Annotated in this window: 27 protein-coding genes and 1 riboswitch; of the genes, 15 read left to right on the top strand and 12 right to left on the bottom strand. The window is 30.4% G+C overall.

Annotation, left to right across the window (positions count from 1 at the left end; all coding sequences use genetic code 11):
- Positions 1 to 4 precede the first annotated feature (4 nt).
- From BMY33_RS09070 to BMY33_RS09060, 3 genes are all read right to left on the bottom strand, one after another.
- On the bottom strand, positions 5 to 2,158 hold the full coding sequence (locus tag BMY33_RS09070; RefSeq protein WP_091407693.1) for a prolyl oligopeptidase family serine peptidase: 2,154 nt from the start codon (positions 2,156 to 2,158) through the stop codon (positions 5 to 7).
- Positions 2,159 to 2,227: 69 nt separating this feature from the next.
- On the bottom strand, positions 2,228 to 2,413 hold the full coding sequence (locus tag BMY33_RS09065) for a class I lanthipeptide (RefSeq protein WP_091407692.1): 186 nt from the start codon (positions 2,411 to 2,413) through the stop codon (positions 2,228 to 2,230).
- Between the two features lie 112 nt (positions 2,414 to 2,525).
- The gene (locus tag BMY33_RS09060; RefSeq protein ID WP_091407690.1) at positions 2,526 to 4,268 is read right to left on the bottom strand and encodes a helix-turn-helix domain-containing protein; all 1,743 of its coding nucleotides are present in this window, start codon (positions 4,266 to 4,268) and stop codon (positions 2,526 to 2,528) included.
- A 412-nt stretch (positions 4,269 to 4,680) separates the two neighbouring features.
- Here BMY33_RS09060 and BMY33_RS09055 point away from each other — a divergent pair, with 412 nt between their 5' ends.
- From BMY33_RS09055 to BMY33_RS09020, 9 genes are all read left to right on the top strand, one after another.
- Positions 4,681 to 5,247, top strand: coding sequence for an RNA polymerase sigma factor (locus BMY33_RS09055; RefSeq protein WP_091407688.1), 567 nt, complete (start codon positions 4,681 to 4,683; stop codon positions 5,245 to 5,247).
- A 232-nt stretch (positions 5,248 to 5,479) separates the two neighbouring features.
- Complete coding sequence (locus BMY33_RS09050) at positions 5,480 to 5,662, top strand: hypothetical protein (RefSeq protein WP_091407687.1); 183 nt, start codon at positions 5,480 to 5,482, stop codon at positions 5,660 to 5,662.
- A gap of 25 nt (positions 5,663 to 5,687) precedes the next feature.
- On the top strand, positions 5,688 to 5,885 hold the full coding sequence (locus BMY33_RS09045) for a hypothetical protein (RefSeq protein WP_139195620.1): 198 nt from the start codon (positions 5,688 to 5,690) through the stop codon (positions 5,883 to 5,885).
- 112 nt (positions 5,886 to 5,997) lie between these two features.
- Positions 5,998 to 6,474 carry a hypothetical protein gene (locus BMY33_RS09040; protein WP_139195619.1) on the top strand — a complete coding sequence of 159 codons (477 nt, stop codon included), beginning with the start codon at positions 5,998 to 6,000 and terminating at the stop codon, positions 6,472 to 6,474.
- A 19-nt stretch (positions 6,475 to 6,493) separates the two neighbouring features.
- On the top strand, positions 6,494 to 6,994 hold the full coding sequence (locus BMY33_RS09035) for a hypothetical protein (RefSeq protein WP_091407682.1): 501 nt from the start codon (positions 6,494 to 6,496) through the stop codon (positions 6,992 to 6,994).
- Positions 6,995 to 7,010: 16 nt separating this feature from the next.
- Positions 7,011 to 7,964, top strand: coding sequence for an ATP-grasp domain-containing protein (locus BMY33_RS09030; RefSeq protein WP_139195618.1), 954 nt, complete (start codon positions 7,011 to 7,013; stop codon positions 7,962 to 7,964).
- Between the two features lie 16 nt (positions 7,965 to 7,980).
- Positions 7,981 to 8,157: a hypothetical protein gene (locus BMY33_RS23450; RefSeq protein WP_170837046.1), complete on the top strand. Its 177-nt coding sequence runs from the start codon at positions 7,981 to 7,983 to the stop codon at positions 8,155 to 8,157.
- Complete coding sequence (gene gwsS / locus BMY33_RS09025; protein WP_091407679.1) at positions 8,154 to 9,254, top strand: grasp-with-spasm system SPASM domain peptide maturase; 1,101 nt, start codon at positions 8,154 to 8,156, stop codon at positions 9,252 to 9,254. The genes BMY33_RS23450 and gwsS overlap by 4 nt, the downstream gene beginning before the upstream one ends.
- A gap of 89 nt (positions 9,255 to 9,343) precedes the next feature.
- Entirely contained in the window at positions 9,344 to 9,694 is a 351-nt protein-coding gene (locus tag BMY33_RS09020; protein WP_091407677.1) for a toxin-antitoxin system YwqK family antitoxin, read from the top strand.
- Between the two features lie 16 nt (positions 9,695 to 9,710).
- Here BMY33_RS09020 and BMY33_RS09015 read toward each other — a convergent pair whose 3' ends face one another.
- The gene (locus BMY33_RS09015) at positions 9,711 to 11,414 is read right to left on the bottom strand and encodes an AraC family transcriptional regulator (protein ID WP_091407675.1); all 1,704 of its coding nucleotides are present in this window, start codon (positions 11,412 to 11,414) and stop codon (positions 9,711 to 9,713) included.
- 131 nt (positions 11,415 to 11,545) lie between these two features.
- Here BMY33_RS09015 and BMY33_RS23900 point away from each other — a divergent pair, with 131 nt between their 5' ends.
- The 4 genes from BMY33_RS23900 to BMY33_RS09000 all read left to right on the top strand — a co-directional run bounded on the left by BMY33_RS23900 (position 11,546) and on the right by BMY33_RS09000 (position 14,214).
- Positions 11,546 to 11,671 (top strand): hypothetical protein, encoded by a 126-nt coding sequence (locus tag BMY33_RS23900; protein WP_280139530.1) that lies wholly within the window; start codon positions 11,546 to 11,548, stop codon positions 11,669 to 11,671.
- A 102-nt stretch (positions 11,672 to 11,773) separates the two neighbouring features.
- The gene (locus BMY33_RS09010; RefSeq protein WP_091407674.1) at positions 11,774 to 12,919 is read left to right on the top strand and encodes a toxin-antitoxin system YwqK family antitoxin; all 1,146 of its coding nucleotides are present in this window, start codon (positions 11,774 to 11,776) and stop codon (positions 12,917 to 12,919) included.
- 227 nt (positions 12,920 to 13,146) lie between these two features.
- Positions 13,147 to 13,686, top strand: coding sequence for a hypothetical protein (locus BMY33_RS09005; protein WP_091407672.1), 540 nt, complete (start codon positions 13,147 to 13,149; stop codon positions 13,684 to 13,686).
- Positions 13,687 to 13,698: 12 nt separating this feature from the next.
- On the top strand, positions 13,699 to 14,214 hold the full coding sequence (locus BMY33_RS09000) for a DUF302 domain-containing protein (RefSeq protein WP_091407671.1): 516 nt from the start codon (positions 13,699 to 13,701) through the stop codon (positions 14,212 to 14,214).
- Between the two features lie 53 nt (positions 14,215 to 14,267).
- On the opposite strand, the gene BMY33_RS08995 is transcribed toward BMY33_RS09000, so the two are convergent.
- The 8 genes from BMY33_RS08995 to metK all read right to left on the bottom strand — a co-directional run bounded on the left by BMY33_RS08995 (position 14,268) and on the right by metK (position 22,649).
- Positions 14,268 to 14,612: a hypothetical protein gene (locus BMY33_RS08995; RefSeq protein WP_091407669.1), complete on the bottom strand. Its 345-nt coding sequence runs from the start codon at positions 14,610 to 14,612 to the stop codon at positions 14,268 to 14,270.
- 57 nt (positions 14,613 to 14,669) lie between these two features.
- The gene (locus BMY33_RS08990) at positions 14,670 to 17,561 is read right to left on the bottom strand and encodes a patatin-like phospholipase family protein (protein ID WP_091407667.1); all 2,892 of its coding nucleotides are present in this window, start codon (positions 17,559 to 17,561) and stop codon (positions 14,670 to 14,672) included.
- Between the two features lie 84 nt (positions 17,562 to 17,645).
- Positions 17,646 to 18,548, bottom strand: a complete 903-nt coding sequence (locus BMY33_RS08985) for a hypothetical protein (RefSeq protein ID WP_091407665.1) — start codon at positions 18,546 to 18,548, stop codon at positions 17,646 to 17,648.
- Positions 18,549 to 18,594: 46 nt separating this feature from the next.
- Positions 18,595 to 19,632, bottom strand: coding sequence for a hypothetical protein (locus BMY33_RS08980; protein ID WP_139195617.1), 1,038 nt, complete (start codon positions 19,630 to 19,632; stop codon positions 18,595 to 18,597).
- Positions 19,614 to 20,057 carry a hypothetical protein gene (locus BMY33_RS08975; RefSeq protein WP_091407662.1) on the bottom strand — a complete coding sequence of 148 codons (444 nt, stop codon included), beginning with the start codon at positions 20,055 to 20,057 and terminating at the stop codon, positions 19,614 to 19,616. The genes BMY33_RS08980 and BMY33_RS08975 overlap by 19 nt, the downstream gene beginning before the upstream one ends.
- A gap of 267 nt (positions 20,058 to 20,324) precedes the next feature.
- Complete coding sequence (locus BMY33_RS08970) at positions 20,325 to 20,627, bottom strand: hypothetical protein (RefSeq protein WP_091407661.1); 303 nt, start codon at positions 20,625 to 20,627, stop codon at positions 20,325 to 20,327.
- Between the two features lie 206 nt (positions 20,628 to 20,833).
- Complete coding sequence (locus tag BMY33_RS08965; protein WP_091407659.1) at positions 20,834 to 21,205, bottom strand: hypothetical protein; 372 nt, start codon at positions 21,203 to 21,205, stop codon at positions 20,834 to 20,836.
- Positions 21,206 to 21,392: 187 nt separating this feature from the next.
- A complete protein-coding gene (metK, locus tag BMY33_RS08960; RefSeq protein ID WP_091407657.1) occupies positions 21,393 to 22,649 on the bottom strand; it encodes a methionine adenosyltransferase in 1,257 nt (418 codons plus the stop codon).
- A 369-nt stretch (positions 22,650 to 23,018) separates the two neighbouring features.
- A riboswitch (SAM riboswitch) is annotated at positions 23,019 to 23,124 on the top strand.
- Between the two features lie 122 nt (positions 23,125 to 23,246).
- Between metK and BMY33_RS08955 the strand changes: the two genes are divergently transcribed.
- Entirely contained in the window at positions 23,247 to 24,536 is a 1,290-nt protein-coding gene (locus tag BMY33_RS08955) for an O-acetylhomoserine aminocarboxypropyltransferase/cysteine synthase family protein (protein ID WP_091407656.1), read from the top strand.
- An 89-nt stretch (positions 24,537 to 24,625) separates the two neighbouring features.
- A complete protein-coding gene (locus BMY33_RS23970; RefSeq protein WP_342028419.1) occupies positions 24,626 to 25,588 on the top strand; it encodes an alpha/beta fold hydrolase in 963 nt (320 codons plus the stop codon).

The following is a 25,588-nucleotide window of genomic DNA, read 5'->3' as shown; positions in this document are numbered from 1 at the left end:
TTAACTATTTAGGTTGATAATCTGGATGACCTGTTTGCCAAAATGCAAAAGATAAAACATTAGTTACACTTTCCAAACGTTTATCACTTGCTGTGTTGCTATGGCCAGTATCAAAATCTATTTTAAGTAAAATAGGAGTTTTATTTTCACTAAAATCTTGAAGTTTTGCAGCAAACTTAGCAGAATGCCATGGTGGAACCCTTGAATCATTAATTCCTGATGTAATTAATGAGGCAGGATACTCTTTTCCTTTTTCAATATGATAATATGAATCCATTTCCATTAAATATTGAAACTCTTCTTTGTTTTCAACAGTTCCAAATTCCTTGGTGTTATTCTTTCCATTATATCCAGTTTCTGCTCTTATCATATTTAGAAATCCAACATCAATAATGGAAGCCCCAAACAAATCTGGTCTTTCAGTCATAGCACGTCCAATTGTTATTGCACCCGCACTAGCCCCATTAATAGCTATTCTACCTTCGGAGGTATATTTCTTCTCTATTAAATATTCGGCACTTGAGATTAAATCTTTCCAACTATTAGCCTTTGTATTTTTAAACCCATTTTTATACCATAAATCGCCTTTTTCTCTACCTCCTCTTACATGAGATACCGCAAAAACTCCACCTTCACTTACCCAAGTCAAAATTTTCTCACTAAAAGATGGAGTAATAGAAACTCCGTATGCTCCATACGCTATCATCAGAACCGAGTTGTGACTATTAAGCTCAACACTCTTTTTATAAATTAAAGATAACGGAACCGAGTTCCCATCATGTGACGGGATTTCAAGTTCTTTTACTTCAAAATCATCAGTATTGTAATAACTACTTATTTTACTAATTTCAGCTTTCTTAAATTTTTTCTCTTCAAAATCGTATTCATATCTCTTTCTATCACTTAACCAACCTTCAACAATAATTGATAAATAGTTATATTTTTTTCCTTTGGTTTGAACGGATATGTTTCCTGCTTTAACAGGTATTGTTAATTCCTTCGTTTTGTTAAGAGAATCTATTAGGAAAATTTTGGCTTCTACTCCATTTTTAATTGTAGTATATACTATTCCTTCCTTTATCAACCTAAGACTTCTAATAATCTCATTTTTTTTCATTGGAACAATGATTCTTGGATTATTTGTGTCTGGAGAACTTAAAGATGTCTTACAAATCTGAAAATTAGAAGCGTTTAAAGAAGAGATATAAATCACACTATCTTTATCTCTTACAAACGATGTTACCTTATCTTTCTTGGAAAAAAGTTTCTTCCATTCTTTTTTATTATTTTCAATATTTTCAATACTAGTGTAATAATAATCTTGATAAATAGTAGCTCCAGCTACTGCTCCGAAAAAGAATTTCTCATCAGGATCCTCAATATATACAATTGGAATATCCACAGGCTTCATCTCAATATCTGGATTATTTATTCGTGAAAACATTTTTCTTGGAGATGAATTTAAAGGGTGATAAATAAATTCCATATCCATATAGGCATCTTTCTTATCCTTTGTATTTCTAACCTTATTATATAATATAGCTTCGCTATTTGGTGACCAATAAGCACCTCCATATGATGGTAAACAATTAGAAATTTTTAAAGGTAATAAAGTTTTCGACTTTACATCCAGAACTCTCAATTCAGAAAACTCATCTCCGTTTTTTGAAAAAGCTATTATAACTTTATTTCCGTTCCAATCAGGGCGAAAATAACTTATATAGAAATCTTTTTCTATATCCGAAGAACCAAATAGATATGTTTCTTCCCCGTTTAATCCATTCTTGTAATAAAGGTCTGAAAATTTTTGAGTTGAAAGTCTTTTAAAATAAAAGAACTTATTGTTTTTCGTTATTAAAACATTACTTACGAACTCATTTTGAGTACCTAAAATTTCTTTTTGTAATGAAACCAATTGGGGGCTATTAGGTATATTCTCTAATATTTTATTACTCCTTACACTTTGATTTTTGAACCATTTTATTACTGAGGAATCTTTTAAATTCTCAAGTTTTCTATATTCGTCAAAAATTATTTGACCATGATAATTATTTGATGTGGTTCCTATAAATTTCTTGTTTATTGATTGCTTATCCTTGCAACCAAGACTTACAATAAATATCAAAACGAAAACATACCTAAATTTCTTTCTTAACATATCTAACAAAGTACAAATTATTTAAAAATGGAACCTATGATGGTTCCATTTTAATTGAAATTCTAATTATTAAGCCGTACCGGCTGTATTAGTAGCAGTATTATTTCCTGTACCCTGCATACTAATCCCAGTGGTAGGATTATTTGTTAAGGTTGTAAGAGTACCCCCTCCATTAATTCTTTGCATAGAAGTCCTATCCAAATTTGATACCACGGTTTTTTTTAAAACTAATTTCTTCTTGTTTTTTATTTTCATGTTTATAAATATTTATCTCACAAAGCTATTTAAAATTTTACATTCTTTATTGCCATTTTGCCTTATATATGATCCAATTTATAAAATGGTATTTAAAAAAAAAACACCTAAATTATTGATTATCAATTTTTTTTATAAAGTAAGAAGCATGTATTCCTGTTTGTTTTAAAAATGCACGATTAAAGGATTGTATACTAGTAAATCCAACTTCAAAAGCTATAGCTTTTATCGAATACAATCTAAATTTCGGGTCATTTCTCAATTTGTTTACACAGAAATTAATCCTTAAATCGTTTATATACTGACTGAAGTTTTTCTGTTTATTTATATTGATTATTTTAGACAAATATGTTGAATTTGTACAAAATGATTTAGCTAGAGCATCCATTTTTAATCCTGATTTTAAAAATCTATTTTTTTCTTCAAAAGTCTTTAATTTATATAATATATCTTTTACTATTTCCTCATCTATATCTAGTTCTGACGAAACCTTAGAAATATTATTTTCTTCCTGATAAGAAATTTGAGGTTCTACTATTTTCTTTTCCTCAATAAGTTTTTCAAATTTACTCTGATAAATTTTCTTTTTTCTGTAGTAAAAGAAAATTAAAACTAACAATAAGAAGATAATTAAAAAGGACAATATGATCCCACTATCAGACCTTCTCTTACTTTTCTTTAGTTGATTAATAGCAGTATTTCGTTCATTAATTAATTCTTTATAATCATAATGTCTTACGATATTTGATTTTATATTCTTATTATTAATATTAAAAACACTATCAAAATGAATCAATTTATTCAAGTATTTTATTTGATTATTCTTATCATTCGATCTTCTATAATAATCAATTAATAATTCATAACTATCTCTTATGTCTATGGAAAAGTTTTCATCATTTGTTAGAAAATCAATTTTTTTTAAATAGGAAACTGCTTCATTTCCCCGATTGATTTTAAGTAGAACTTTGGCTATTTGAAGGTAAATTATTGTTTTATTCGCTTCATAATTATTGGATTGCTCAATTCGTACTTTAGCTTTGATCAAGGAGTCTAGAGCTTTTTTATAATCATTTTGCATTCGATTCTGAATTCCGTTTAAAGCTAAAAAACTAGTATATAAATCTTCGTCATTACTTTTATGACTTTTAGCTAAACCAGAATGAATATATTTCTTAGCAGAATCTGGAAACTTTAATCTTAAAAATGAATCCGAAATAGCAAATAATGTGCTGTTAAGTGACCCTTTTAGATCTATATCATTTGTGTCACTTTTAATTACATTCAGATTCTCTTTAAATAAAACTAAGGCTTCTTTTTCTTCTCCTAAATTTTTTTTTAGAAGTCCTATATTATGTTTTATAGCTATTTCATAAAATTTATTCCGATTAATTTTAGCGAATTTTAATGCTTCCAAATACAAGTTTAATGCCTTGTTATATTCCAGATTATCAAAATAATAGACTCCTTTTCTTAAATAAGCTAAACTAGGGAATTTTTTATTTTGTTTATCTTCTGTTATGTGAATTATACTATCTAAATACTTTATTTTTAAAGGGTTTTCTGATATTTCCGATAATAATTTATACCCATTTGCAATAACCAATTCATCTTTCTCCTTTTTCGCTTTTTTCAAATAGGAATTAGCATATATTTTAGACATCAATGAATCCCCCCGATAAAGATTATAACTTTTTTCTAATTCTTCTAATGTTTTATCGTATAAAGAATCTATTGAAATATTTACTTGAGCGGTTAGACTAGTAAAAAAAACTAAACAAGAAAATGAGATAGATAGACATAAAAGTTTCCTATCATTATTGTTCTTTTTTTTCTGCTGTTGATATATTCTCATCTAAAAGGTTCTCTTTTAACCAGAATAACTGATTTATATACTTAAATAATATACTTTCAATTTATGAATTGGTAATCCTCAATTTATGAATTGAAACCATCTTTCCTTGCATTAACGTAATTCTCGTACATATATTTGCCATGACAAAAGGTAGTTCAAAAATCTGATCAGTAACAAAACTACTATAAAAATTAATAATAATCTTATAGGATTCCGTAATGCGCTTAAAAAGTTTAGTGTCTAAAAATTAAGCTAATTAGTCCGATCCTAATAACTCAATAATTGAAGTTTTTTAAATAAGCTGTTGCTACCAAGGGTTGTGAAGTTCTATAAACGATGTCTGTTGTCATCGATAAGGGTTTTGCATTCAAATTTTAAAGGAAAAGAGTAAAAAAGTAAAGGAAAATAACACATGAACTCAACAAAAAATCAATATATCGTAGAAGGAATCATCTTAGGTAATAACGATGTCCTAAAATCATTTTATAAGAAAAACTTTCCAGCTGTTAGAAAGATTATTCTAAAATACCAGGGCACAACCGAGGATGTAGAAGATGTTTTTCAGGAAGCAATGATATTAGTATACCACAAATTACGAACAGGGGATCTAGAACTGCACCAGTCGATTCATGCATATTTTATAGGAGTTTGTAAAAATATTTGGAAGAATCAATCAAGAAAAAAAAGGATGTTAGAATACAGCGAGCCTATTGTTCAAAAAGCAGAGGACAATGATACGTCTTTGTACGATAAGATAACCAATAGGGATCAAGAAGAAGTGTTTTATAGACATATAACTAAACTTACGGATAGCAGCAGATTGGTATTGGGATTATTTTTTGAAGGAAAAAGCATGCGTGACATTGCTAATAGTACTGGGTATACAGAAGGGTATACCAGAAAAAAGAAGTGTATGATTAAAGATCGTTTATTTCAGATGGTACAAAACGATCCTATCTATGCCGAATTAATAGCATAGCAGTTGTTTAGTAGGGCTTTGTTAAGCTTAGTTACTAATATAAGGACTTAAGTTCTCGAAGTATAGGGTCTAAAGCTCTATAATTATAATATAAGATATAAATCCAAAAGACCCTACAATCTTACGGTATAGATAATCTAAATAAAAAACCGTTGCGCAACGGACAAGGCGGAAACCGAAAAGCCTTTAGATAAAATAGAGTAGGTGCAAATTATTTTAAATTAAAAACAACATGGAAAAATTTGAAAGTTTAAAAATCGAGAAAATTGGATTAAGTAATATTTACGGAGGAACACAATATATTAATACTTCTTTTGGAAGCGGCGATACAGCACAATGTGACTGCTTAGAAGACTCTAATGATAATGGAAAAGCAGATCCAGGAGAGTGTATGGAAATAATTGCATGTGAATAATGTATTAACTATTAAATCAAATATGATGAAACGAATTAAAGATTTTCAAAATTCTGAAATGAATGGTATTTCCTTGAATCAAATTAGAGGAGGTAATGAAACTTCACACACTGGTCTAAACTCCAATGGTCAATACACAGATGTATGGGAAGATAGTAATGGAGATGGAAGATTTGGAGTAGGAGATATGTTCTGCTTTGTAGAGCCATATAATGCTCGTTAAAAACTGTAGAGATGTGTAATAAAAAAAGAGGTAAGTATATTCTAGATATTTGCTTATCTCTTTTTATAAAAAACTACTTTTACAAGAACCTATTTTTTTGAAAAGCTAAAATATGAAACCAATATATCTTCTACTTCTTTTAATGGTAACAATCGTCTCTTGTAAAAAATCACAACCAAGTAATGAAGAAATTGAAAAAGCTTTTCAGGTAGTTAATAACGAAAAACTTTGGAAAGAGTTAGAAGAAATGGTTTACAACGATCAACACTATAGAAATCAAACAAGTAACCTAGATATAAATCATAAGGACTATAAAACAAAAAGGGATTCATTAGAAGATAGAAGATACTTAAATGATCAAGAAAACACCCGACGAATTATAGAGATTACTGAAAAATATGGTTTCCCAAATTCAGATCGAACCGGAAAACCTATTGCTCCCTGGATATTATTTCACCATGCACCTGTTGAATATCACGAAAAAATTAAACCTCTTATCGAACGTGAATATCAGGCTAAACGAATGGATAGTATGACTTACTTAATGCTTAAATGGCATGTGAACGGAAGACAAGGTCTTCCTTATTAATTCTTAAGCTACAATATAAATGAAATCATTTCCTATATATAGTATTTGTCTACTTGTTTTATTCTCTTGTAAGCAAGATATAAAAACAAATGAAGAGATAGAAACCGCTTTTCAGAATCTTGATAAAGTGATACTACAAGAGGAACTAGCAACAATGGTAAAAAATGACCAACGCTATAGAAAACCCCTAGACTCTATATATAGAATTGGAAAACAACCTCCAAAAAAAGAATGGGACTCACTCTGGAGCATTCAAGAGCGTTTAGATGATCAAAATACACAAAAACTCATCACTTTTACTGATCAATATGGGTTCCCAAATCCAAACCGTAGCGGAAAACCAATTCCTATATGGCTAATATTCCAACATGCGGATGATAAATATTGTGATCAATTGATGCCATTGCTACATCGTGAACTGGAAGCAAAGAGAATGACTACCGCAGAATATCATTTGATCAAATGGAATTTAGAAGGACGGCAGGAATTATTACCTCTCAAAATTGTTACTAAAAACTAAAAAAAATATTCTTATTATGATACTTGTCATTGGTGATACTAACGATATCACCACTAATATTGCTATGGAGTGGATTCGTCATTATACCAAAGATGTAAAACGAATTAACTTCTCAGGTTATACTCCGTTAAATAGTCTTAAAATCACAAATCAAACTTGTACTTCAAAAATTGCTTGTATTGATACAAGTAAGGTTGAAAAAATATGGCATCGTCGTGGAAGTATGCGTTTTTTACCAAGTACACTTAGAAATACTACTTCATCTTTATATACCTATCTAAAAAAGGAGGAAGATAGTTTATTAAAATCGTTGGAAGATATTCTTGGTGAAACTAAAGAATATATTGGCAGCTATCATAAGGAAGTTGAAAATTATAAAATTGATTATCTGCTAAAAGCAAAAGATTGTGGTATTCGAATCCCGGATACATTAATAACAACTTCCAAAAAGGAATTACAATCGTTTTTTAATGCTTATGATCAAATTATTACCAAAGACATTCGATATGGTATAAAGATAAAAGCTCAGGATTCTGGGATGTATTCAGCAGGTACCTTTGTCGTATCTGAAGATATGATTACATCTATGAAAGAGCATTTTGCTCCAACATTGGTACAAGAAAAGATTGATAAAAAGTATGAAATCCGAGTTTTCTTTTTTAAAACCACCTTGTATCCTATGGCTATCTTATCACAAAATGACACCAAAACTTCGGTCGATTACCGTAATTATAATAGAGAGAAACCAAATAGAAATGTTCCTGTTCTTTTACCAAAACATATTGAACAAAAAGTACTAAACTTTATAAAAAGATCTAGACTCTCTACAGGATCTATAGATCTTATCGTAGACAGGTCGGATGATTATATATTCTTAGAAGTTAATCCACAAGGACAACTAGATTGGGTTTCAAAACATTGCAATTATTATATCGAAAAGAATATCGCAGAATATCTAGTTTTTAAATAATCAATACTAAAGTAATATGGACCAAATAAAGAAATTACAACCCGTTTTACCGCTTACGTTTCAAAAAGCAGAAATTCAAAAAAATAGGATTTTCAAACAACAAAATAAAACAATTGCAATTGATTATATAGATACAGATGCAATGACTCCTTATAGTTTTTACAGACCCATTTCGAAAATTTTTACCCTATGAAAGTTGAACAAGAAACTCCTTTTAAACTTATTGCAAATTGTATTCCTGTAAAAGGGGCTAAAAGAAGCTCTATTTGTGATCTTCATAGGGGATCCATACAACTAATCCCTAATGATTTATATGAGCTAATAAAAAAGCATGAAGGCAATACCATTATAGAAATTAAAAAGGAGTATAATCATAAATATGATACCGTAATTGACGAATATTTTGAGTTTTTAATTGAACATGAGTTTATATTTTTTACTGCCACTCCAGAGTTATTTCCAAAAATGTCTATGGAATGGCAATCACCTAATGAAATTACGAATGCTATTATAGATATTGGAAGAAGTTATAAGTATGATATTTTTAAAGTATTAGATGGCTTAACCAATATGAATTGTAAACATGTAGAATTAAGATTTTTCAGAAAAATTGACTTTGATGAAATCGAAACTACTGTAAAGCATCTAAATACTATAAAGTCATCTGTACTGTCAATAGATTTCACGATACCTTTTTCTAAAGATTTTGATAAGAAAAAAGTGCAGGACCTTATGTATAATTTTCCTAGAGTTTCTTCTTTTAGGTTTTATTCCGCTCCTGAAAAAAAGTTTATACCACCAATTGATAATAAAAGAGGGTATATTATTTATTCTAATCAAGTTTTAAAGAACGTAAAATGTTGCGGACTTATTGATCCAGGTTTATTTTCGGTAAATATTAAAACATTTACTGAGTCATTGAAACATAATTCTTGTCTAAATGGAAAAATCTCAATAGACATAGATGGTAATATTAAAAATTGTCCATCAATGAAAAAATCTTTTGGTCATATTGATAAAAATACTTTTGAAGAAGTTTTAGAGAATAAAAATTATAAGGAATATTGGAGCATTAATAAGAATCAAATAGAAACTTGTAAAGATTGTGAGTTTAGATACATATGTACTGACTGTAGAGCTTATGTAGAGACTCCTAAAAATACTTTTAGTAAACCTTTAAAATGTGGGTATGACCCATATGAAAACACTTGGGAAGATTGGGATAAAAATCCATTAAAACAGGAAGCTATAAATTATTATGGGTTAGAACCTACAGAGAGTATTTCTTAGGTTGAAAAACTATTTTAATTTTTTAAAATGTAAGGTAACATTTTATGCTTTAATGACACTATAATTATAGAATCTGAATTAAATAGAAAATGAATAAATATATAATTGTAGTTTTAGTACTTTGTATTCAATACATCAACGCTCAAAAAGGAACTGATCCTTGTTTTCGGTTTATAGCAAAAGACAGTGTGAGAATTCATCTAGACAGTGCCGAACAACCGATAACTCAAGACTGTGCTTATTTCTACAGATTAGCTAAGGTGAATCCAGAGAATCTTATTAATGATGGCTATTTTGAAGATTACTACATGGATAATCGTATAGCGGTAAAAGCTACAATGGAAAATGGTAAGTTAGAAGGCAATGCCGTGGTTTATTTTGATAATGGTAATAAATTAATGGTACAAAACGATCCTATCTATGCCGAATTAACAGTATAAAGGTGGTTTTTAATATTTATAGGCACTCTTTGTTTAATTCTTTAATAAAATAGGAAGGATATATACCCGTTTTTTTATAGAAAGCTTTAGAAAACGCTTCAGAATTATTGAAACCTATTTCTTTAGCAATTGCCTTAATCGTGTATTTTCGAAAAATTGAATCTTCTTTTAACTTATTTATTGCAAAATCTACACGAAGATCATTTATATAATTAGTGAAATTTTTTTCTTTAACTGTGTTTATGACTTTCGAAAGATATGACGAATTTGAATTGAAGCTTTTGGCTAAATCTTTTGAATTTAAATTGTTTTTTAAATATCCTTTTTCTTTTTCAAATTGGTCTAATTTATCTAATAAGTCGGCTAGGGTTTCTTTGTTAATAGTGGAAGAAACCGATTGATTATTAGATTCTTTATCATCATCTTGTTCTTTTGTGCTATCGAGTAATTTAGAAAATCTTTTTTTAAACACTTTTTGACGATAATAGTAATAACCGATGCCAATTAAACTTATGACGAATAAAAAAGTTATAATAGTATTATAAAAAGATGTTTTCTTTTTTTCTTTCTCTAAATCAGTAATAATTTTTTCTTTTTCTTCAAGTAATAGTGGGGTATCATACTCCTTAGTGATTTTATTCTTTAAGTCGCCAAAGCTTTTGTCTGAAATACTATCCAGATGAATTAGCTTATTGATATAGTGAAGTTGTTGCTTCTTATTTCCCGTATTTTTGTAATGATTTACTAAAGAAGTATATGCATTCCTTGATTCAGGTATCAAATAGTTGTCGAGTTCTGCAATAGAGTCTACTTTTTTATAATACGCTATATATTTTTCTTTATTCGAAGTTGCTTCATAAGATTTTCCTAAATGGAGGTATGCATCAATTAAATTGTAATTCTCAAAAAACCAATTTTTATCCGATTTTTCATAAGTGTTCAAAGCGTTATTTATATTAATAATAGAAGAATCATAATCCTTTGTATAATATTGAATTACTCCTTTATGCAGTAGAAAAAGATTCTGAATATCTTTACCTTCCGCCATTTTTATTCCTTTTTTGTTAAAAGTTAATGCAGAATCTATTTCTTTATTTTTTCTGAAAGTAATTATTAAATCGGAAAGTGTTACCAAATAACTTAAAGAGTCGTTTTGATCTTTTGAAATTCTTACAGCTTCGTAAGCCAGTGCTTCTTTAAATAGCGTTATGGATTCTTCATAGTTGCCGGTTTTTCTTTTTAGTAGAGCGATGTTATGCTGTATTATTGCTTTGTAATTAAGATCATTTCTTTTTTCTGCCCATTCCAATCCCTTTAAGTAATTATCTAATGTCAGATCAAACATGCCTTTACCACTATAAAAAGTGCCTTTGTTTACATAAAAAGAGGTAGGGTAATATTTGTAATTTGACTGTTTGCCAAATACTATTGCACTGTCTAAATAAGTAATGTATTTTTCAAAATCCTTGGTTTTATAATAGTAAAAAGCCATTTCACGATATCCACTTGTAATGGGGGTTATCTTTTGGTTGGCTTTAGCTTTTTTGAGAAGAGCTTGTACGTAGGGTTTAGCTTTTATCAAGTCAGTCTTAATTAAATTTTTGTAGGTTTTAATAAGAACTTCGTAAGGAAGTTTGGACAATGAATCACTTGATTGTCCAAAACTAAATATTGGGATTAAGACAAAAAGATTAAATATTAAAAGCCTCAAGTATTTCATTGTTTATTCTTTAGATGAGATCAAAAGTATTTAAATCTTTCAGTAGAAAGCAAAATATTGTTAACTATAGACTGAAAAGCTTCTCGTTTTTTATCAATTACGACTTCTGTTTAAAAAAATTACTTGAAGTTATGCGTGATCTTACATATATACAAGGGTATGACCGATATAAAAACACTTGGGAAGATTGGGATAAAAATCCATTAAAAAAACAGGCTATAGATTATTATGGGTTAAAGGGTTTAGAATCTACTTAGAATATTGTTAAAGGTTGAAAAACTATTTTAATTTTTTAAAATGTAAGGTAACATTTTATGCTTTCATGACACTATTAATATAGAATCTGAATTAAATAGAAAATGAATAAATACATATTTATAGTTTTAATACTTTGTATTCAATATATCAACGCTCAAAAAGGAACTGATCCTTGTTTTCAATTTATAGCAAAAGACAGTGTAAGAATTCATCTAGATAGTGCCGAACAACCGATAACTCAGGACTGTGCTTATTTCTACAGATTAGCTAAGGTGAATCCAGAGAATCTTACTATTGACGGTTATTTTGAAGATTACTACATGGATAATAGTATAGCAGTAAAAGCTACAATGGAAAATGGTCAGTTAGAAGGCAATGCTGTGGTTTATTTTGATAACGGTAATAAACTAATGGAAGGTAATTATGAAAATGGAAAGAAAGTAGGTATCTGGAAACATTGGTATAAAAGCGGTAAACCCTACATAACCTATAATTATGAAGATAATCAGGTTAAAATACTAGAATATTATACAAAAAGAGGTAAAAAGAAAGTAGAAAATGGGTTTGGAAGTTTCAAAAACGATAGAGGAAGAAGGCATGCAGTTGTAAAAGGAAAAGTAAAGAGTGGATTGCCAGATGGCATTTGGACTTTAAAAAGCAAGTCCAATAATCGATTGATCTATAAAGAAGAATATAATGAAGGGAAGTTTATAAAGGGAGAAGGGTATCCATTAGGGGCTTTATCTAAAACCACGTATTCTACAATTCCTTATATTTCGTTAGATGGAAATATAGAAGTTTCTAAAACTATAAGTATAGAAGAATGTAAATCTTGTACTAAGCATATGGTAGGTTATAAAAATGTTGGGTATCAATCTTCACAAAAAGGGAATGATTTTTATTCATATTTAGGGAAAACATATACCACAAATAATAAAAAAGGATATTCCTTATGTAGTTTTGTAATTTCTACAACGGGAACTATTCAAAATATTAAAATCCAAAATAGCAGTGCAGTTGCTATTGATGAGACTGTAGATATCAAATATTTAATTTTAAATTCTGGCAGTTGGACACCAAGAATATTGAAAGACAGAATGCCTAAGCATGGTTTGAATGGTATTTCTCGTAAAACTGTTAACGCTGCTATTCCCACAGTAGTTAATTTTGTAATTCATTATACAGATAATGGATATTTTTTGTATCCAGAAGCAAGTACTAATATAACAATTGGGACCAAGAAATAAATGATCGCGTGTAATAAGAATTATACACCGACAGACCCTTTAAATTTTCAAAGGCTGATAATTGGATAAGTAATTAGTATTCTTCTTAGGCTATTAAATCTCCTCTTAATACCTCAGTAAATACGAACATAATAAAGGTTGAAAAATCCCTTGAGAGCACAAATATAAGCATGCGAAATTAGAATTTGTTTTGCTTTTCGACTATCTTTAGAGTAAAAAGTAATTGGATGGTTAGAAATATAACGATGCTCTTCATAGTAGTTTTATGGAGTTCTTGTAATATTGGAAAACAACACGAAAACCCTGTAAATGAAGTAAAAGGATGGCAAGAAATCTACAGAAATGATAGCGAAGGAAATCCCTTATTCGGAGATATAAATGATTTAAAAAAAGCAGTACGCCAAGGTTGCGAAATTAGAGTAGGTTGGGGTATTTATAATGAATACAAAAAAGATGGATTAAAACAAGTGATTACCGTTGAGCACACTGCGGAAGCACAGTTCTTAACTATTAGTAAAGGTCATGTTTTTGCACAATTATCAAAAATCATGGGACAAGCACCCTCTAGAGAATTACCTCATTTAAACTTAATAAAAACACATTCTTGGTATTCTATTTTAGGAACGACAGGAGAAATGACACAAGTATACCTTGATAACAAAGATGTAAATCAAAGTGATGAGTTTTCTGATAACGTAAAAATGATCTGGTATGTTAATGTCAATGATTGTGATTATAGTAAAAATGATGACCAACCACTATATTAAACCAAACTCACGATGAAAAGAATAGTTTTTTGCTTTGTTTTTTGTATACTCCTATTTTCTTGTAATCAAGTTAAAAAGGATACGTCTAATATTGCGCAACCTGAATTAGAAAAACAAATGAAAATTACACCAAAACAAGGAATTGTTATAAAAGAGAGTACTAAGAGTTTTGTGGAAACATATAATGGGTTAGTAGCTATTATTGAAAATAATCCAAATCTAAAAATTATAGCCCAATTAGATCATCAGGCAAACGCAGCATCTGTGGGATTAGAGCTGAACCCTACCAGAATTATTATGTTTGGAAACCCTAAATTAGGAACTCCACTGATGCAAAGTGCTCAAACTACAGGATTAGATCTTCCGCAGAAAATTTTGGTTTTTCAGGATGATGCTAACGTAGTGAAGATTTCATATAATGATCCTAAATACTTACAGCAGCGTCATGGTATAGATGATATCGAAGAGGTGCTAAATAAGATAAGTGGAGCGTTGGATAAAGTTACTTCGGCTGCAGCAGGATTATAGCAAGATCAAGTTTTTTGTAAGATTTTGAGAATAAAATTTAGATGTATCTATTACTAATTCTGGACTTTCACTTTGATAGGACCACCACTGGAAACATAGCTTCCGCCGATTTCATCAATGTTAATGTTTAATTCATTACTTGTACTGATTTCATTAATGTCAATCTTAAGTTTGTCGTAAGTACTAATACTTTTGATATTTACATCAAGTTCTTTATTAGTTGCTAGTTTAACTGTAATTGTTCCATCTTTGTTAACAGGAATCAATCCGTAATTGGATGATAAAGATGTACCACTAGCATAAGCTTTTGGTATAATATCAATGTCTTTTATTGCAATAATGCTTAATGCAATTGCAATAATTGTTAGGATAGATTTTGTGTACATATCAGTTTTCATACTATGATGTTTTTTTGATATTACCTCAAAAATTGCACCGATATCTTACATAATATGTTAACGCATTAATTTTTTATCCAATGATTCTGTTTGTTCTTTAAAATACCATCCTTCTGTAAGTTTTTGTAAATCAATTTCTAATAATGGGTTTACATGATAATTTATATTCTTTAACGAATAATGCAATGCCGTAGAAGCATCATTAATTGAATTGTTTAAAAGCGGTAGATTAAATTTGTCAATTCTCATTTCTGTTACAATGTCAACATAATTGTTTTCAATGGCAATACGTTTGTTTTCAGGGTTAAGATTTCCATCAATATCATTAGGCATTTTTACCTTATCAGATAGTGATAATCCAAGTCGTTGTATGAATTGAGAATTGATTTTTAAAGAATCTGCATTTTGTGATATGCTATCAACATGGATAGAATTCTCTTTTTTAATGTACTCTAAAAGTGATACCTGAAAGTAATATTGATATCTAATTTTATTGTCCGGTGTTTTTAAAGTATGTTCTATGGATTTTCGTTTTTTTATTGAATCATCAGAGCACCTTATTAAAAGTTTTTTATTGAGTTGCGTGTCACTTAAGATTGAAATTGTAACAGATTCTAATGACATATAATTGATTTTATCTACACTTTTATTAATAAGGTTTTTTAGAATATTAGAACCTCTCCATGGCGATTTCTTGAAAATAGAAGATGCCAATAATCCAATAGATACGAATGGCATAGCTATAGCGCCTAATAATGAAGTTGCTACAAAAGGGACTTTTAATAATATGAATTTTAAGTATTTATTACTCAATAAAACTCCTTTTATACGCGCAATTGATGGGTTAAAAAGATTGTTTTCTAGTTCATGAGTATATTGATTTTTATCATTAAAAAAATCGATGCTCTTAATTTTATTGGTAAGCTGATTTTCTAGGCTAGAAAAACCTTCATTAGCAATAAAAGGTCGATCTGGCCTAAATCCACCAGCACTTTCTTTTAGTGATAATAATGTACTTAAACGAGCAAATTCAAAAGCATATTTTCTGGCTTTTAAAGATGCAAACCCACCAAAAGCTTCAATTTCACTCCCAGGTAATTCTATGGTGTTTAGGTTTTTATTAATGGGTAGTATTGCCGCGCGGTAAGCATTCTCGTTTTTTCCATCTGTATTTAATGCAAAATCGGCTATTACCTTAAAAACTGTTTGCGCAAAGATATTTTTATCTCCTTTGTTAGTTAGTTGCAACTTCTCATATACTTTGTCAATCTTAAGAGGCTCTGATTTTCTGATTTTTTGATCAATTAGATTTTTAAGACTCATTAAATCTTCTTGACGTATTTTAATACAAGTAGTTAGATGACTATTTGTGTCTTCGCAGTTCTTTCTTATTTCTGCTAGGAAATACTCCATAGGGTCCCTAGTGCCTAAAGAAATGATGCCGTTTTTTAAGTTTTTTGCAATTTTATTGAAAGCGGTAGCAATAATTTCAATACTCAAATTGCTGCTCATATCAGTATTCGCATCTAGGTAATTGAAAATAGTTTTTCTGAGTTCAAAATTTTCTTTTATATCAATGATTTTATGTTCTTCTTTAATACTTCCTTGGTTTGTTAATACACCTAAAATACTAGAAGTATTTCCTAGAAGTTTACTTAATTCTTTTTTGAAAGTAACTTCATTATCTGACATTTTAATAGGCGAAAAAGCAGACACTTTAAATGAATGATATTGTTCTTCTCTAACAATGGGATCTACAAATAAAATAAGTCTTTCTTCATTTTCGGTAATACGTCCAAAATCCTGAAAGGTTCCTATTTTAAAGGCTTCCCGGATTGGTTCGTTGTTAAAAGTTCCTCCGTCTATGTATGGAAAGTTAAAGCTTTCATAGTTTAAGATGTTATCTACCTCCTCAGCAAAAAAACTATTTTGTTTAAAGGAATCATTACTGTTGGAAATATGAGTATCAATTTCGTTTTTTATTTTAATGAAAGAAGATGGCCAATTTGTGTTATTATCGTTATCTCCAAACTCTTGCTTATATCTTTTTAATACTACTGGTTCAAAAGCTATTGGAAATGCTCCGCAGCCTAGCGCAGAGGCAGAAATAGTCGCCCAAGCTGATTTATCCGTCATCTGAAAATGAGTTGGAGTATTTGGATTGGGAGTATTAGAAAATTTTAACCATCTTGAGTCTGATTCTTTTTGATCTTCTTGAATTGCATTTTCGTCAAAAACAAAATCGATTACACGCAATTCAGAATGGTTTTCTGATCCAACTGATTTCAGAAAGTTTTGCTGAAGTCTATCTTTGCTTGGACTTCCATTTTTGAAAAAATCTATTTCAATGGGAAGGAGATTGGTTAATGAACAAGCAAAAATCACACGTTTTGGATCTAAAAGCTGCCTTTTGGATATATCCATTCCATTAGAATCCATTAGGTATTTTTTGGTAAGATCTTCTAAAAGTTTTCTATCTAATAGAGAAAAAGATTCATTAGGTTTTGGCTTGTATTCATCATTAGCTTTGGTGCCATAAAGTTTTAGAGAATTAACTTCTTCTACCCATAATTTATATTGAATTTTTTGAGCGAGTTGTAAGGCTTTTAATGTTTCGAACTTGTCTTTGTGTTTATTTGCCTTTGAAATATCTCCGTTAAAATAATCTCTTATAATTTCATCTAGTAAATTTTGTTCTGTAAGTTGATCACTAAATAACGGGATCATTATCTGATAATCAATAAGGCATTTTAACATTATTGTCAAAGCAATTGCGCCCGCACTTGCTCCACTCATTCCGTCAACGATTACTTTATCGTATGAATTTTTATCATTATCCTTACCATAAAGTACTAATAGTTTTAAAGCCTCTGTTAATGCTGATCCAGAAAAAGAGCCTAAAGAAACTCCTCCTCCCATAGCCAGGCAGACGCGCAGTGTTTTTCCCATGATTTATTATTTTATAAAACCTATCACCTTCTTTATTTGTTATAAAGAAGAGTTGCAATCTTCAACATATAAGATGGGATTATGTTAATCTCGATTTATATATCTCGATTTTCCCATTTTTTGTTGACTTTGGGGGGTTGGAGGGGATGTAGGGATATTTGTTTGAGATGATTCTTCTGTGCTTCTATCGGTAGCATTACTATCTGTACTCATTGAAGGATCTGGATTTGTAGTATTTGAATCTGCTTCTTTAGGAATGTTTCTTGCCTTTTCTAAAGGTTGTGAAGGAGAAATACCAAATAATGTTCCTGCAGCTGCTTTTAACCGTTCTGTGAATTCTTGTGATGCAAAACCAGAAATAATAGCAAGACTCATAAATGAAACCATCCCTCTAAAAGATATGTATTCATTATCATATGTTGGATTAGCAGTTGAGGAAATGATCAAATGCGATATGAAAAATATTAGTAACCCTGATATAGCAGCGGTTAATGGTCTTATGAGATAAGGTATAAACAAGTGATCTGGAAACATTTTTTCTTCTCTATAAAACTCAAAAATTCCACGAAGGTTCGCTAATACTCCTCCCAGCATGCCTGCTAAAAACATAACGACCAGCATATCTAGAAAATTCACAGGCTCAACCTCTTTTTCTTTCGTTTCTTTTTCTTTTAGTAAAGAGTTTTTCTTTTCTAGATCCGTTGAAACGGACAAATTTATTTTTGTTTTAGACAGTGTTGCATTAGAAGTGTCTCTTACGATTGTATCTATTTTTATAGGGCTAGCAGGCATCGGCCGTATGTTAACAGAAGAAGAATCTAGGTTGCTTTTATCAACTATTTTTGCACTTTCATTTAGTGTATTATGCGTGTGTTCTTCTGTGAAAAAATCCTTGTCATATACGAGAACATAAAAATAACTGTATAGCAATAGTACCGAAGTAATTGCTAGAACTACATTATAAATAATGGTAACAGTTGGTTTCATTGTTAAAATATTACTATTTGTAATAAATAATGATCTATTAAAAATTTTACTTTTTTGCTTGACTAAAGTTCCACTTGATTCCTGGTTTTAATATGACATCTTCATTACCAGTTATAGCATTTGTTTCTTTTTTAAGTGAAACAAATAGTGTGATACTAGGAATAAGATATGCTTCGGCGTATCCTCCAAAATCAATACTTTTTTTCATGCTATCGTGATAAATCTCTGCAGATAGAATTAGTTTTCGGCCATATTTTCTTAAAGCAATACCACTAATTAATCCATTGTTATCCGTAGTCTGAGGCGTTTGATCATATCGATACATGACCATTCCGTTAATACTCATACCACTTTTACCTAAATCGTATTGTCCTACCAACCAAGCTTGGTGTCTGTAAGTAACAATGCTGTCCGTTTTGAAAGAATTATCTCTAGCTCTACCCGCAATAGCATATCCAAGGGCAAGTGAACCTCCCGCTTTTTCCATATAACGAGTTTTAGCATTTATATATGCTTCTTTTAATGCCGGATTATCTACAACGGTACCTTGATCATCAGAATTCATAGGTCCTGGTTCGTCGGTGTCGTTTGGAAGGAGTGCATTATCGATATCTTGTCCTAGTTGTTCATCAAATATGAGATCTTTGCTGTCAAAAAGAGTGGCTCTTATTCCTCCGGAGAACAACAAGTCATCTGGAAAGTCCATTGAATTAATTGTAGCAAATGATAATTGAAGGTTGGCAAGAAACCTTTTTCCATAACTATTTCTATATTCTTTTACACTTTTTAATCTTCCTCCAAAGGTAAAATAGGGGTTGAAATCGAATGCTAATCCTGGACTAACCTCATTTCCGCTAAGAAAATTACTCGCTAATTGAGTAATAATTTCTTGTGGAGTACTAGCTCGCATAATGGTGGTTGGATTGGCATCCAATACAGCAAAAGCTGGACTCTCCGGAACATTGTAGTCTAATTTAAAGGAATACGCTTCCTGGTTATCACCAGCTTGATCAGAATCTTGCGAATACCCAGTAAGCATAAACAAGAATAGATATATCGAACAACTTATTCTGTATCTTTCCATAAGTCAGATGTTGAGAAATTCTCATTAATAAGATGCTTGAAAATTACATGATTTCCAAATTTTAGCTGTTTTCCATCTGAACATTTTGGAACAAGACGTGAAGATTCTTTTGTCCAACGTTTTTCTTCATCCTGAATTACAGTAATATTAAACTCACCTCGTTCTACACGATTAATCATAGAACAAGCATTAATAGACCACGCTAGAGAATCATTCTCGATATCACTAGGCTTTTCTAGAAGGATGAACTCATCTACACCATCATCTCCGGTAATTACGTTAAATTTTTCTTTCTTTTCCCACTTTCCATTTTGCAATTCCCAAAGAATAAATATGGAACCGGACCTAATACCGTTATTAGCGGTTACCTTAACTTTTAAGGCTCCTCCATCAGGATCAATTAAACAATAATTTGATTTTGGCATGACAGGTATGGTTTTAAGTTATTGATATTTTTTGATTTACTAAATTCAGATATAGATAGGTAGCGATAACATATTTATTGGCTTAGTATACCCTGTATTCTAAAATCCATTGCATAAATAATATGGTATGAAACTACAAATTAAATCCGAATCTAAATTACATTAAAACCGTAATGTTTGTCTTAGGTAAATACCCCTATTTTTGATTGAATAAATTAGGTAAAATGCCCTTTTGTCGTGTAACCTTTGCAAGCTCACTAGTAGATATTACCAATCAGTGATTTGGGAATTGGTATTAGAGATTTTTATTTCTAAATATATAGTATCTACTTTTTTGTAGCTATGGATTCCATTTTTACTATTAGCAATTCTCTTTTTGTTTCTTCGAATTTGCTTTTTTATTTTCTTCCATTCCTTATCACTATAGAGTACTTCGTTATTATTGCTAGTTGTTATAGCAGTAGTAGTAACTGTATCCTCTACAGTACTATTTTCTTCTGTATTAGTTTGTCCAAATGAGTTTTGACCAAACCAAATTAAAACTACAATCATTATCATCTTTAATTTCATAACTTTTCTTTTTATATATAATTGCTTGATTTTCAGATGCTAATTTACTGGATATATAAGATTGTTTCTAGAGGGAAAACACCCCTTTTTTTATTAGTGTTTATTCCCTAGCCTAGAAAAAGCTTTGGTTACGATTTTAGTAGGTACAAAAAAAGACCATCTTTTTAGATAGTCTTTTTTTAATTTATAAGAGGATGATATTTAATTTACCAACCAGATAATTGAGATTCATTTCCTAAACTTGGTATAGTTACAAAAACGGTGTCAACTACCTTAGAAGCGAAAATTTCTTTACCATCATTAATTCGCTTTTTGTTATTCAATATTTGTTTTTTAATATCAGCCCATTCTTCATCATTGTAAGTCGAAGAAGAGTTATAATCTTTTTCTGAACCTTCTTGTTCAGAAGTTTTAATGATAAGTCTATCTGCAGAAACTGAATTATCTTGATTGTAAGATCCTTCTTCAATTTTTACATCAACTTCTTTTATAGATTTTGTATTGGTTTTATAGTCCTGTCCAAAGGATAGACTACAAACACAAAACATAATGAAAGTAATTCCAATTTTTAATCTCATTTTAGTACTTTTTGATAATTTTATCATTGCGCCTTAAATATATCTTTTATTGATAACAGGCAATTCAATTATTTAGTATTCGTAGGTTATCTTATAGTATCCGACCAAATTAGTAAAATGACTAATTTTTAAGCTTGATATTTATAAAGCATTGGAGATTATAAAGTTACATTAAATTAATTATAAATTATATTTGAAAAGCTTTTTTTACGTGATCTACATAATCTAATTTTTCCCAAGTAAATAATTCTACTTCTTTTTCTACCTTTCCAGAATATGGACTTTCAAAAACTTTAGTTACGAGCTTAGGCTCTTTTCCCATATGTCCATATGCAGCAGTTTCTTTATATATAGGGTTACGTAATTTAAGACGTTCTTCAATTGCAGCTGGTCTCATATCAAATATTTCAGCTACTTTTTCTGCAATTTCTCCATCCGTAATTCCTAATGTACTAGTACCATAAGTATCTACAAAAATAGAAGTAGGCTCTACAACTCCAATAGCGTAAGATACTTGCACGAGTGCTTCACTAGCAACACCAGCAGCAACTAGGTTTTTAGCTATATGTCTAGATGCATATGCAGCAGAACGGTCTACTTTACTAGGATCTTTTCCAGAAAAAGCACCTCCACCGTGAGCTCCTTTACCTCCATAAGTGTCAACAATAATCTTACGTCCAGTAAGACCTGTATCTCCATGCGGTCCTCCGATTACAAATTTACCAGTTGGATTTATATGATACGTTATTTGATCATTAAATAAATCCTGAATATATTTTGGTAATTGAGAAATAACTCTCGGTATCAAAATAGAAACGATGTCATTTTTTATTTTAGCGAGCATTACATCATCGTCAATATCAAAATCATCGTGTTGAGTAGATACAACAATAGCTACAATACGTTGAGGCACATTGTCATCACTATATTCAATAGTTACTTGACTTTTAGAATCAGGACGTAAATATGGAATTTCTGTTCCTTCTCTTCTTAATTTAGCGAGCTCGATAAGGATTTTATGAGAAATATCTAATGCCAATGGCATGTAATTTTCAGTTTCTTTAGTTGCATATCCAAACATCATTCCTTGATCACCGGCACCTTGCTCTTCCTTAGTGTCTCTATCAACACCTTGATTGATATCTTGCGATTGTTCGTGGATAAGAGAAATTACACCACAAGAATCTCCGCTAAACTGATAGGCTCCTTTAGTATACCCAATTTCATTAATTACCTCTCTTGCAATTTGCTGTACATCTAGATATGTTTTTGATTTAACCTCTCCAGCTAGAACTACTTGTCCAGTAGTTACCAAAGTTTCACAAGCTACTTTTGAATCTTTGTCAAAAGCTAAAAAGTTATCTAGTAAAGCATCACTAATTTGATCTGCCACTTTATCCGGATGTCCTTCAGATACACTTTCTGAAGTAAATAAATACGCCATTCTTTGTTGTTTTTATAGAATAAACTATAATAAATTACGACGAGATTGCAATAAAGAAGCTTTCGATAATCATAGTATTTATATCGAACTGCTTTAGCATTTATTTACTGAATTGATTCTATATTTTCTTAAGAATACTACGGTCTCAGCTCTTTAGGGTTGCAATCAGTCAAATCTATCCCTTTTTAATAATGCCGCAAAGGTAAAAAAAATGATAATATTCGAAAGGATTTAACGTATCATTAATTTTCTTCCAATAAATTTTTCTTTTTAAGGGTGATTTTTTCGATCAAAACAATTTTTGTGCAAATTGTTTTTAGTTTAAAAATAATTACTAGCTTTGTCACGAAGTTTCTTATACATATTAGTAAGTTATTAAGAAAGGTGGAGGGAATAGACCCTATGAAACCTTAGCAACCCTTTATTCATAAAGAAGGTGCTAAATTCTATTCGTCATTGGCGAAGAAGATAACTCGATACAAATTACAATACTTGTAATTGTCGTTTCCTTTCTTTTTAATTTTCTATACCATACACTTTTAAAGTGTTTGATGTATTTGAATTTTATCAATTATTTAAAATTTAAAATAGAAAATTATGAGTGCACAAAAATTTGCAACAGAAGCTTTACACGCAGGACATGACGTGAAAACTAACGGAGGAACCAGAGCTGTTCCTATTTACCAAACTACATCTTACGTTTTTAATGATGCAGATCATGCTGCTAATCTTTTTAATTTATCCGAACCAGGTTTTATTTATACTCGATTAAATAACCCTACAAACGATATTTTAGAAAAACGATTGGCTGCAATAGAAGGAGGTATTGCATCTGTTGTTACAGCTTCTGGAACAGCAGCCATTAATACCACGTTATTGACGTTGTTAAAATCAGGAGATCATATTGTTGCTTCCAGTAGTTTGTATGGAGGAACTTATAATTTATTAAATGTAACACTGCCGAGATTTGGAATAACAACCACTTTTGTGGATCCTTCGGATTCTGAGAATTTTAAGAATGCTGTACAGGAGAATACAAGAGTTTTCTTTGTAGAGTCATTAGGTAATCCAAAATTAGATGTTTTAGATCTTAAAGCAATTTCTACGGAGGCAAAAGCTTATAAAGTCCCTCTGATTGTTGATAATACAGTAGCTACTCCAGCTTTATTAAACCCAATAGAATATGGCGCTAATATTGTTATTCATTCTTTAACAAAATACATTAGTGGAAACGGAACTTCTTTAGGAGGTGTTGTTATTGATGCTGGAACTTTTGATTGGTCGAGTGGTAAATTTCCTGAATTTACAGAACCTTCTCCAGGATATCACGGATTGGTGTATCACGATGTAATAGGTGCAGCCGCTTTTATTGCTAAAGTAAGAATAGAAGGATTAAGAGATTATGGCGCAGCATTAAGCCCATTTAATGCATTTCAGATTTTACAAGGGTTGGAGACATTAGAAATTAGAATTAAAAAACATAGTGAAAATGCTTTGTCATTAGCACAATGGTTGCTAGAACAAGATGAGGTTACTTGGGTAAAATATCCTGGATTGAAAAGTGACGCTTATTATAAACTTGCAGAAGAGTATCTTCCAAAAGGTCAGAGTGGTATTATTACTTTTGGTGTAAAAGGAGGTTTTGATTCTGCTAAAACAGTTGCAAATGAAACCGAGATATTTTCTTTATTAGCAAATATTGGAGACTCAAAGTCTTTAATTATTCATCCTGCAAGTACTACACATCAACAACTAAATCAAGAACAACAAGAATCAACTGGGGTGACGCAAGATTTGATTCGACTTTCTGTTGGATTGGAAAATATAGAAGATTTAAAGACAGATTTGAAAAGTGCATTTTCTAAAGTAGCTGAAAGGGTAAAATAAATTAATTAATAAGAATTGAGTTTCTGATCTTTTGACTTTCGTATTGAAGTAAGATTAGTTGTATTCTTTTAATAGCAGGCTTAGTGTATATGCTCCAAAAAATTGAAATATCAGAATTTGTAACGGCTAAAGGACAAAAGATAAAGCGAATTCCTTTGTTCTATGAAGTGTTTGGGAAACCTCTTAATACAGCTCCAATTGTTTTAGTCAATCACGCATTAACCGGTAATTCGGGTGTTTGTGGTCCGACCGGCTGGTGGAATGGATTGATTGGTGAGAATAAATGTATTGATATCGGTAAGTATACCATATTGTCATTTAATATTCCTGGAAATGGCTATGATGGTAAAGAAGGTAATTTAATTGATGATTATAAGCTTTTTAATGCTAAGGATATAGCTAAGATTTTTGCAACTGGATTAAAACAACTAAATATAGAAAGTCTTTATGCAGCAATAGGTGGATCAGTAGGAGGAGGAATTGCTTGGGAACTAGCGGCAATAGAACCAAGTTTGATTGATCATTTGATTCCTATAGCTACGGATTGGAAATCGACTGATTGGTTAAAAGCAAATTGTCTGATACAAGAGCAAATTTTGTTGAATTCAAGCAACCCTGTACATGATGCTAGGTTACATGCTATGCTTATTTATAGATCACCAGAGTCTTTTAAGCAAAAGTTTAATAGAACTTTTAATGATCAAAAAAGTATGTATAATGTAGAAAGTTGGCTGTTTCATCATGGGAAAAAATTAGATGGGAGATTTAAGCTTTCTGCATATAAGGAATTGAACTATATACTTGCTAATATTGATATTACAGAAGGTAGAGGTGCCTTTAAGGATGTTGCAGCAACAATTAAATCAGATATTCATATAGTTAGTGTTAATTCAGATGGTTTTTTTACAGCAGCTGAAGACGAGATTACTTTTCGAGAGCTAAAAGAAATAAAACATAATGTTTGGCATCATATGATTGATTCTGTTCATGGACATGATGCATTTCTTATAGAATTTGATCAACTGAGTAAGTTGTTAGAAAATGTATTTTAA

It is taken from the genome of Aquimarina amphilecti (assembly GCF_900109375.1).
In the GTDB taxonomy this organism is placed as follows: domain Bacteria; phylum Bacteroidota; class Bacteroidia; order Flavobacteriales; family Flavobacteriaceae; genus Aquimarina; species Aquimarina amphilecti.
This window is presented reverse-complemented; position numbering and strand designations above follow the sequence as displayed.

Coding starts and splice junctions, on each gene's coding strand:
- BMY33_RS08985 (WP_091407665.1), bottom strand. CDS start 18,548: ATGAAACCAACTGTTACCATTATTTATAATGTAGTTCTAGCAATTACT.
- BMY33_RS09050 (WP_091407687.1), top strand. CDS start 5,480: ATGGAAAAATTTGAAAGTTTAAAAATCGAGAAAATTGGATTAAGTAAT.
- BMY33_RS09005 (WP_091407672.1), top strand. CDS start 13,147: ATGGTTAGAAATATAACGATGCTCTTCATAGTAGTTTTATGGAGTTCT.
- BMY33_RS09055 (WP_091407688.1), top strand. CDS start 4,681: ATGAACTCAACAAAAAATCAATATATCGTAGAAGGAATCATCTTAGGT.
- BMY33_RS09060 (WP_091407690.1), bottom strand. CDS start 4,268: ATGAGAATATATCAACAGCAGAAAAAAAAGAACAATAATGATAGGAAA.
- metK (WP_091407657.1), bottom strand. CDS start 22,649: ATGGCGTATTTATTTACTTCAGAAAGTGTATCTGAAGGACATCCGGAT.
- BMY33_RS09010 (WP_091407674.1), top strand. CDS start 11,774: ATGAATAAATACATATTTATAGTTTTAATACTTTGTATTCAATATATC.
- BMY33_RS08995 (WP_091407669.1), bottom strand. CDS start 14,612: ATGAAAACTGATATGTACACAAAATCTATCCTAACAATTATTGCAATT.
- BMY33_RS08965 (WP_091407659.1), bottom strand. CDS start 21,205: ATGAGATTAAAAATTGGAATTACTTTCATTATGTTTTGTGTTTGTAGT.
- BMY33_RS09020 (WP_091407677.1), top strand. CDS start 9,344: ATGAATAAATATATAATTGTAGTTTTAGTACTTTGTATTCAATACATC.
- BMY33_RS09045 (WP_139195620.1), top strand. CDS start 5,688: ATGAAACGAATTAAAGATTTTCAAAATTCTGAAATGAATGGTATTTCC.
- BMY33_RS23900 (WP_280139530.1), top strand. CDS start 11,546: ATGCGTGATCTTACATATATACAAGGGTATGACCGATATAAAAACACT.
- BMY33_RS23450 (WP_170837046.1), top strand. CDS start 7,981: ATGGACCAAATAAAGAAATTACAACCCGTTTTACCGCTTACGTTTCAA.
- BMY33_RS23970 (WP_342028419.1), top strand. CDS start 24,626: ATGCTCCAAAAAATTGAAATATCAGAATTTGTAACGGCTAAAGGACAA.
- BMY33_RS08970 (WP_091407661.1), bottom strand. CDS start 20,627: ATGAAATTAAAGATGATAATGATTGTAGTTTTAATTTGGTTTGGTCAA.
- BMY33_RS09000 (WP_091407671.1), top strand. CDS start 13,699: ATGAAAAGAATAGTTTTTTGCTTTGTTTTTTGTATACTCCTATTTTCT.
- BMY33_RS08980 (WP_139195617.1), bottom strand. CDS start 19,632: ATGGAAAGATACAGAATAAGTTGTTCGATATATCTATTCTTGTTTATG.
- BMY33_RS09070 (WP_091407693.1), bottom strand. CDS start 2,158: ATGTTAAGAAAGAAATTTAGGTATGTTTTCGTTTTGATATTTATTGTA.
- BMY33_RS09040 (WP_139195619.1), top strand. CDS start 5,998: ATGAAACCAATATATCTTCTACTTCTTTTAATGGTAACAATCGTCTCT.
- BMY33_RS09035 (WP_091407682.1), top strand. CDS start 6,494: ATGAAATCATTTCCTATATATAGTATTTGTCTACTTGTTTTATTCTCT.
- BMY33_RS09030 (WP_139195618.1), top strand. CDS start 7,011: ATGATACTTGTCATTGGTGATACTAACGATATCACCACTAATATTGCT.
- BMY33_RS08975 (WP_091407662.1), bottom strand. CDS start 20,057: ATGCCAAAATCAAATTATTGTTTAATTGATCCTGATGGAGGAGCCTTA.
- gwsS (WP_091407679.1), top strand. CDS start 8,154: ATGAAAGTTGAACAAGAAACTCCTTTTAAACTTATTGCAAATTGTATT.
- BMY33_RS09015 (WP_091407675.1), bottom strand. CDS start 11,414: ATGAAATACTTGAGGCTTTTAATATTTAATCTTTTTGTCTTAATCCCA.
- BMY33_RS08955 (WP_091407656.1), top strand. CDS start 23,247: ATGAGTGCACAAAAATTTGCAACAGAAGCTTTACACGCAGGACATGAC.
- BMY33_RS09065 (WP_091407692.1), bottom strand. CDS start 2,413: ATGAAAATAAAAAACAAGAAGAAATTAGTTTTAAAAAAAACCGTGGTA.
- BMY33_RS08990 (WP_091407667.1), bottom strand. CDS start 17,561: ATGGGAAAAACACTGCGCGTCTGCCTGGCTATGGGAGGAGGAGTTTCT.